At 59.6% G+C, this 7,939-nt stretch carries 6 protein-coding genes; all 6 read left to right on the top strand.

Translation table 11 applies throughout. The features are described 5' to 3' along the window. Window positions 1–209: 209 nt before the first annotated feature. Window positions 210–2,711, top strand: coding sequence for a DUF255 domain-containing protein (locus tag VGY55_04310; protein HEV2969190.1), 2,502 nt, complete (start codon window positions 210–212; stop codon window positions 2,709–2,711). Between the two features lie 272 nt (window positions 2,712–2,983). Continuing rightward, window positions 2,984–3,235 (top strand): ParB N-terminal domain-containing protein, encoded by a 252-nt coding sequence (locus VGY55_04315; GenBank protein ID HEV2969191.1) that lies wholly within the window; start codon window positions 2,984–2,986, stop codon window positions 3,233–3,235. Between the two features lie 48 nt (window positions 3,236–3,283). Beyond that, window positions 3,284–3,409, top strand: a complete 126-nt coding sequence (locus VGY55_04320; GenBank protein HEV2969192.1) for a hypothetical protein — start codon at window positions 3,284–3,286, stop codon at window positions 3,407–3,409. Window positions 3,410–3,658: 249 nt separating this feature from the next. Continuing rightward, the gene (locus VGY55_04325) at window positions 3,659–5,167 is read left to right on the top strand and encodes a hypothetical protein (GenBank protein ID HEV2969193.1); all 1,509 of its coding nucleotides are present in this window, start codon (window positions 3,659–3,661) and stop codon (window positions 5,165–5,167) included. Window positions 5,168–5,253: 86 nt separating this feature from the next. Further along, complete coding sequence (terL, locus tag VGY55_04330; GenBank protein ID HEV2969194.1) at window positions 5,254–6,729, top strand: phage terminase large subunit; 1,476 nt, start codon at window positions 5,254–5,256, stop codon at window positions 6,727–6,729. 534 nt (window positions 6,730–7,263) lie between these two features. After that, a partial coding sequence (locus tag VGY55_04335) for a hypothetical protein (protein ID HEV2969195.1) occupies window positions 7,264–7,939 on the top strand: 676 nt, incomplete at its 3' end.

The following is a 7,939-nucleotide window of genomic DNA, read 5'->3' on the forward strand; positions in this document are numbered from 1 at the left end:
CCGACGCGCGCCATCGGGTCAGTGAAGTGACGCATGAGTCTCCGGGGCAGCAAGCTGAAGAGTCAGCGGCTATTCAGTCCCGTGGTTTAAAGTTGGTCCCCGGATGGTTCATTCGCGTCGATTGTGCGGTAGAATACCGACTCTCCAACGACTCTGAAAGTATTCTGAATGCGTATCGAGCCGACTCCCCTCGCCCCTAAAGGTTAGCCGTGAACAGATTACTAGAGTTCGGCGCCGTAGGTCTCTACCGAGGGTTCGTCGTTCAGGCGATTGTCGCGGCAAGCATCACTTGGCTCGCATATTCTGGAGTTCATCGGCGGGAGAATCTCTGCCTAGGGGCCGAACCCAAAACTGTAGAAAAGTCCGGCTTTACAAATCATTTGATCATCGAGACGAGCCCCTATCTGCTTCAGCACGCCCACAATCCCGTGCAATGGTATCCGTGGGGTCAGGAAGCGTTCGACCGAGCAAAGAAAGAGAATAAGCTGATTTTCTTGTCGATCGGCTATTCGACCTGCTATTGGTGTCACGTGATGGAACGCGAATCGTTTGAAGACGAGAGGGTCGCCAAGCAGCTCAACGATAACTTCATCGCAATCAAGGTCGACCGCGAGGAACGGCCCGAACTCGACGAGCAATACATGCTGGCCAACGAGCTAATGACCGGCGGCGGCGGCTGGCCGAATTCGCTATGGCTCACGCCAGACCGCAAACCGTTTCTGGCAGGTAATTACTTACCTAAAGCCCGCTTTGAACAAGTCTTGACGCACATCGCGTCGACTTGGAAGCAGTCGCCGGACGCCGTGAAAAAGCAGGCCGGCCAACTGGCCGACGCGGTCCGCGCCGCCAGCGGGCGAAATTTCTCGCTCGCGCGGTCACTCGATCAAACCGTGATCGATCAGGCGGTTATGGAAGCGATTCAGGCCTTCGATTCCCAGCACGGTGGTTTTGGCGGCGCACCAAAATTCCCGCCCCACGGTCGCTTGCTGCTGCTGGTGGAAGAATACCGCCGCACGGGCGAAAAGCAGCTGCTCAAGATGATCACGCGCACGTTGGATGCGATGGCCGACGGCGGCATTCACGATCAAGTCGGCGGCGGCTTTCATCGCTACTCGACCGACGCCAGTTGGTTTCGGCCGCACTTTGAGAAAATGCTTTACGACAATGCCCAACTCATGCGTTTGTATACGGACGCGTATTTGCTGACGAAAGATCCACGATATAAGCAGGTGGTTCACGACATTGAATCGTGGGTCAAACGTGAAATGACCGACTCTCGAGGCGGATTCTACTCGGCATTGGACGCCGAGAGCGAAGGCGAAGAGGGAAAGTTCTACTCCTGGAGTTACAGCGCGCTTTTGCAGACGCTTGGCGAGGCTGATGGCCCGATCTTCGCTCGCGAGTATGGCGCTCAACCCAACGGGAATTGGGTCGAGCAACGAAGTGGAAAAAAGCCGGGCACGAACATTCTGTCCCGCAATAGTGTCAGGCAGGGCGGGGCTGGCGATCGCGGCGACACGGACGCCAAGCTCGATGAGAGACTGTCGGCGATGCGGGCAAAACTATTGGCGGTCCGCGACCAGCGTACCCGCCCGCGCCTGGATGACAAGGTCCTCGCCGGCTGGAATGGGTTGATGATCGACAGCCTGGCTTATGCCGGACGAACGCTCGATGAGCCAGAGTATACTGCGACGGCCGTGACGGCAGCCACCTTCATTCTCCATGAGATGTGGAAAGACGATCGCTTGCTGCACACGTATCGGAAGGGTCAAGCGCGCATTCCCGGTTATTTGGACGACTATGCCTACCTGGGCCGTGGACTGATCGAGTTGGAGGTAGCGACCAAAAACGACCTCTGGGGGGCCGCCGCCGAGCAGATCTCGGACTCGATGCTTAAGCAGTTTGCGGACCCCGAGCGTGGCGCTTTTTTCTTTACGCCCTCGGGCGCGGACGGTCCGCTGCTGCGGTCCAAAAACCTATTGGATGGCAGTAACGTGCCAAACGCCAATGGTGTCGCCGCTGAATTGTTGCTGCGACTTGCCACGGAGCGCCATCGCACGGCCTACCAAGAGGTCGGACGCCAGACGCTCACGTCGCTCGCCGGTTTCGCTGCACAGAGGCCTTCGAGCGCCGAAAGCATACTCTTGGCGACCGCTTATCAAATCAGTGCGAAGTCAGCCAACGATGATGAGCACACGGCAAGTGAAGTCGCCACCACTCTGTCGAAGCCCGATGGCGAATCGCACGAGCCGTCAGTCGCGGTCCGACTCTATAGTTCCAAAAGGGCAGTCGCTCCGGGCGAAACATTTCGCGTAATCGTCGATCTCGACATCAAGCGCGGCTGGCATCTATACGCTAGCGGTTCCTCGAAATCGGTTCAGCCCGCGACGGTCGAATTGCAAAAGAGCGAGCGAGCTACCGCCGTGGTCGCGCGGGCGCCTACTGGTCGCGCGCTGAAGGACCAAGCGCTCATGGAGGACGTGTGGATTTTGGAAGGCGTCGCGGAGTATGAATTGAACGTGACGATCGACAAGGATGCGCCTGATGGCCCAGTCGAATTGAAGTTTGAGGTTCAGACGCAGGCCTGCGATAGTCGCTCCTGCCTACGACCTCACAAATCGTTCCTCCGCTTGTCAATCACGGTTGATCACAAAGCCACGGGCCACGGCAACGACCATCCCGAAGTCTTTGACGCCCGGCGCCAAGAATAGGTCAACTTGGCGACCATCTTGATACCGGCCGCAACAACGAAGATTTGCGCCTGCTTTCAACCACTGTCGCCAAGGAAAAATCAATGGACAAGAACGATTTGACTCGCCGCGACGTTCAATCATTGGCAGCCGTCGCATTATCGATAGAATGAATCGTCGATAACAGCAGCACGCGGTTCTCTGGTCCGCCTGCCCGCCGCCCTGGATTGCCGGGGCCGCACTCCGTTGCTCGGAGCCACCAGCACAATCCCCTGTGCTCAAGGTGCGCTCCCATGAAGATCGAGCTGCGGAAACTCTCCGACATCAAGCCCTATCCCCAGAACCCTCGCGTCAATGACGCCGCCGTGGACGCGGTCGCCGCCTCGATCCGCGAATTCGGCTTTCAGCAGCCGATCGTCGTCGATATCGAGGGAGTGATCATCGTCGGCCACACCCGCTGGAAAGCGGCTCAGAAGCTCGGCCTCGACAAGGTCCCCGTTCACGCCGCCAAGGATCTCACACCGGCTCAGATCAAGGCGTACTGAATCGCCGACAACCAGACCAACACGCTGGCCGAGTGGGACGCCGCGCTGTTGCCGCTTGGGCTGCACGACCTCGAGGCGCTCGACTTCGACTTGTCGCTGTTCGGTTTCAACGAAGACGATCGGGCCAAGTGGCTTGGCGGCGACGTAAAAGAAGAGGCCGTCATTAGGTTTTAGCGCTCGTCGCCCTGCACACACGAACCAACCACAACCCCTTGAACTGTCGGTTGACGAGGAATTGAATTAGAGCTACTTTCCACGGCAGCAAGGCGTTTCGAACCCGTCTCATCTAACTGACCTTTCGGTCCTCGGAGTGCCTTGTCCATGGCGCTTGGCCTTTCGTTCCGTGCGCTTCGTGCTCGCCGTCCGTCGTCAGTCGCTCCATTGTGCTTAGGCCGTCGGCGCCGCGCGCGCTCGGGCATCCGCTTGGCATTCGAGTCGCTCGAATCCCGTTGTCTGCTGAGCGGTTCTGGGTTTCAGTCGATCGGCGAGATTGGCAATAGTTTCAGGAATCCCACCGAAGGGACTTCCGGCATTGATCTGCTCAGCGTGGCTGCGACCGGGTCTGCCGACGCGTTCAACAAGCCCTCGCTGGCCAACGATTTAGGCGACTTCGCGATCAGAGATACTCCTAATAGTCAAACCGATCCCGGCAATTGCGATGCAATCGTGAAGCGCGGCGGCGTGGAGTACCGGTTTGCCTCGTCGATGCCAGCCGGCGAAAGCGAGGTTGTGAAAGCGCAGATGGTTCAGGCCGCATTCAATTTCGCCAAAGCCGGCGATGTCGTGACGATCGAACCTGGAACATTTGACTTCGGACAAGGTGGACCCTATGACTTGCCGCCCTGCCTCGTAAAAGGGTCTGGGCGGGGTGTCACGATCCTCAAGTCGGAAAAGATCATCGACGCTGACGGCGTCACGCCTGGCCAGAGCGAAGGCGTCAGCTTCGCCTTGCAACAGGGCACGATCCTCGAGGATTGCACTCTCATCACGACGCCTTCGAATCTCGGCCAGGATGGCGGATGTGTCGGTTTTCTCTCGACAACAACGTACGCCCATGCGATCGTGCAGCGCTGCGAGATTCAGGCGAATGATTGGGCGGTCTACAACTGGTCGCCCGGAAATACGCTGCTCTTGATAGATTCGACAGTCACGTCCGGTCGCGTCTGCATCGCCGCCGAGAACTCTGGCGACGGCCAGCAGTTCTATATTGTGCGATGCAAATTGATTGGCGACGCCTCGCTGAGCAGTAGCATCGGAGCGACGTCGGATCAATCTGACGGTGGCGTTTTTGGCGTGGTCGCACGCGGCGGAAAAGTTCAACTAACCGACTGCGAAATCTCGCTCAAGGGCAGGGCGTCGACTGGGCCATCATGGACGCCGCGCACGTGCGGCGTAACTGACGTCGGCGGGGACAACGCAGACCCTGCCGGCGTCGATGAGATCGTGCTATGGAATCTCAGGTGCAATATCGACCCCAACGGCTGCGATCCAATGCAGTGCTTCGACTTGGACTTGAAATATCCCTACGTCCAAGCTCAGCTTCAAGCGACGCCTGGCTGGGGTTCGGCGGCCGATGGAACGCTTTCGAGAAGTTGGTCATGGCCTTACATTCTCACCAGTGTTGACAACGGCAACGGCACTGGCGCCGTCGCAACGATCTCCGGCAGCGCTACGGGTAGCCTGAACACGGTCTATACTCAGCTAGGCGGAATGACGAGTTGGGCGTCGTCTGGCTCGCGCACGAGCGACGGGGACGTCGAGACGAACCGCGTTAGCTTGTCGAGGGACCCGTTGAAAGACCGCCCGGTCCCGAAAAGGTTGCCCAGGACGGTTGAGTCCCATCCGCTTTTCACGCCAGCGTTGCGCCACGAATTGGATGCTGACGGGTTAGCTTTCGACGGTTTGCCGGAAACCAGCGGCGGGCGTGGTTAAGGTTTTTGGGCGCGCGGGTCCCATCGGCTCACTTCAAATTGACCTCCACGAAAACTCTAGGACTGGAACATAACTGGCATCGAGACGTGAGAGGGGGCCTACGCTACGCGACCGAGGACGAGTTGCGACAGATGGAGCAGGACCTGCCGCTGCTCTCCCCGGCGACGTTCGTCACGGCGACGAGCCAGGGGAAGTGGCGGATCGCCCGGCACCTGGCCTACCTGGACCGAGTGCTGACTGAGGCGATCGACGAGGCGGAAGCCGGGCGGGTCTACGGCGTGATCGTCTCGATGCCGCCCCAGCAGGGCAAAAGCGAATTGTGCAGCAAGTATCTCCCGGCCTGGTATCTGGGGACGTTTCCGGATCGGCGGGTGATCCTCACCAGCTACGAGGCCGACTTCGCCGGCGGCTGGGGACGGAAGGCCCGCGATCTGCTCGAGCAGTACGGTTCGATGTTTGGCGTGAAGGTCTCGAAGCGCTCGAAGGCCGTCAATCGCTGGGACATCGAGGGGCGCGAGGGCGGGATGACTGCGGCTGGCGTCGGCGGACCGATCACGGGCAAGGGCGCGCACCTGTTGATCATCGACGACCCGATCAAGAATGATGAAGAGGCCCGCAGCCCGGCGATCCGGCAGAAACAATGGGACTCGTGGCAATCCACCGCCAGCACGCGCTTGCGCCCCGGCGCCTTGGTGGTCGTGATCCAAACCCGCTGGCATCGGGACGATCTGACCGGACGGTTGCTCAAGGAAGCCAAGGAGAACGGGCAGAGGTGGTGGTCCGTCAAGCTGCCGGCGTTGGCCGAGGCCGACGATCCCTTGGGACGCCAGCCGGGCGAGGCGCTGTGGCCGGAGTTTTACCCGACGGAGAAGCTGGAGAAGACCCGGTCGGCACAGACGATTTATTACTGGCGGTCGCTCTACCAGCAGGACCCGATCGCCGAAGGGGGTCTGGAATCGCCCGAGTCGTTCTTCGGCCCGCACATCTGGTTCGACGAGCGGCCGGGCTCCCATCTCTGTCGGGTCGTGGCGCTCGATCCCAGCAAGGGGCGGGACTCGAAGCACGGCGACTATTCAGCGTTCGTCATGCTCGCTTGGGGTCCGGATGACATGCTCTACGTGGACGCCGACCTGGATCGCAGGCACACGTCGATCATCACGGAGACGGCCTTGGATATCCAACTGCAGTTCCGCCCCGACTTCTTCGGTGTCGAGACGAACCAGTTTCAGGAACTGCTCGCCGAAGACATGATCCGCCGAGCGGAGGAGCGCGGCATTGAACTGCCGGTCGACACGGTCGAGAATATGGTGCCGAAGGTGGTCCGCATTCGACGGCTCACGCCGCTATTGTCCCAGCGGCGGTTGCGGTTCAAGGCGGGCTCGAAGGGAGCGAAGCTTCTGGTCGAGCAGTTGCGGGACTTCCCCTGCGGCGAACACGAAGATGGCGCAGACGCGCTAGAAGTTGCTATTCGACTGGCCAGTGAGATGTTGACTCGACAAGCCGAGGAAGAATTACTCTCGCGACCGATCTACCTTCCGCCCGAGTACCGCGCGTCGTATTGAAGTCCGTCGAAAGAGAACCGTCGGCGCCAGCCGGAGCCTTGGGGAATCCTGATTGATTGATTGTGTCTCGTCGCGCCGTTCGACACGTCGGTCGATCAAACCGATGCGCGGTAGCGAGCGGCTCGATAGCGATCAAGACCCGCCGAAGACCAAGGCAAGAAGTCAACTACGTGCGGCGACGTGCTGGACACGACCATTCATGTCGGAGCGGCGGTAGTCGCGTCCCCTTTTCCTCGCGTTAGGCCACCAGACCACGAAGCTGGCATGCGTTGCTGTCGCAAGAGGTAGTGGCTGAGTCGGCCCTTTTTGGCAAAGCCTATCGCCATAAGTCTTTGAGGGGATAGGATTTTTCGTTTGCGACGCGAAGGCTACGACGATAAAATTCAGACCCGGTCGCCATTCGAGTTTCGCTACGCAAAGTCATGATTCAATGCCTGGGAGGGAACCATGCTCGGGAGACTGCGTTCAAAAGGAAAGTTCGGATCGACCTTGCATGCGCTTTGCCATTGGAGCGACGCAAGAGAGGTAGAGATAATGCGTCGAGAGAAAGGTTCAAAGAGGAATTGGGACGCCCTGGGAGCGTTGCTCATTGTCGCGATGGTGTCGCTCTGGCTGGGTATGGGAACGGCCAGGGCCCAGCAGCCGCCAGGTACCACCTTGATATACGCCGGCTACAACAGCTTCGTCACCGACGGGAATCTTTCCAACGCCAACGAATGGTATAACCCGGTCAGTGGTAATCCTTATAATGCGGTTCCCGGCGCATCGGACGCCGCGACCGTCGTGGACGGAACGTTCGGCCCCCAGTTCAAGATTCCAAACGGCACGGTTACAGGCAGCCTGAACTGCTGGGGCGCCGGCTTCAACGCAAGAGAGGAGCCGCTGACCATCGACGCTTCGGCCAGTACCGGCGCAGGCGGACTGGCGATTTCCGGCGACCCTTACGGCCCCAGCGCTGCAAACCTTCAAGTCGCGGCATCTACTACTGGCCCGGCCTCTACCCAGGCCGCCGTCAACATTAACGCCGCGCTGACCGCCGGCGCCTGGATGTATGCCGGCGGCAACACGCAGATCAACAATACGAGCGTGAGTTCCAAGGGCTTGGTTGTCGTAGGGACGTCCCAGCTCTCTCTCAACTCCGGTGCCACGCTCACGACGGGTGCGGTCGGTAAGATCCCTCCGGCCAGTAAGGGGGCGGATTTTTATTCCA

The sequence above is a fragment of the Pirellulales bacterium genome (genome assembly GCA_035939775.1).
Lineage (GTDB): Bacteria > Planctomycetota > Planctomycetia > Pirellulales > DATAWG01 > DASZFO01.

Excerpts from the sequence above, each read along its gene's own strand:
- VGY55_04315 (HEV2969191.1), top strand. The coding sequence starts at position 2,984 with ATGAAGATCGAGCTGCGGAAACTCTCCGACATCAAGCCCTATCCCCAG.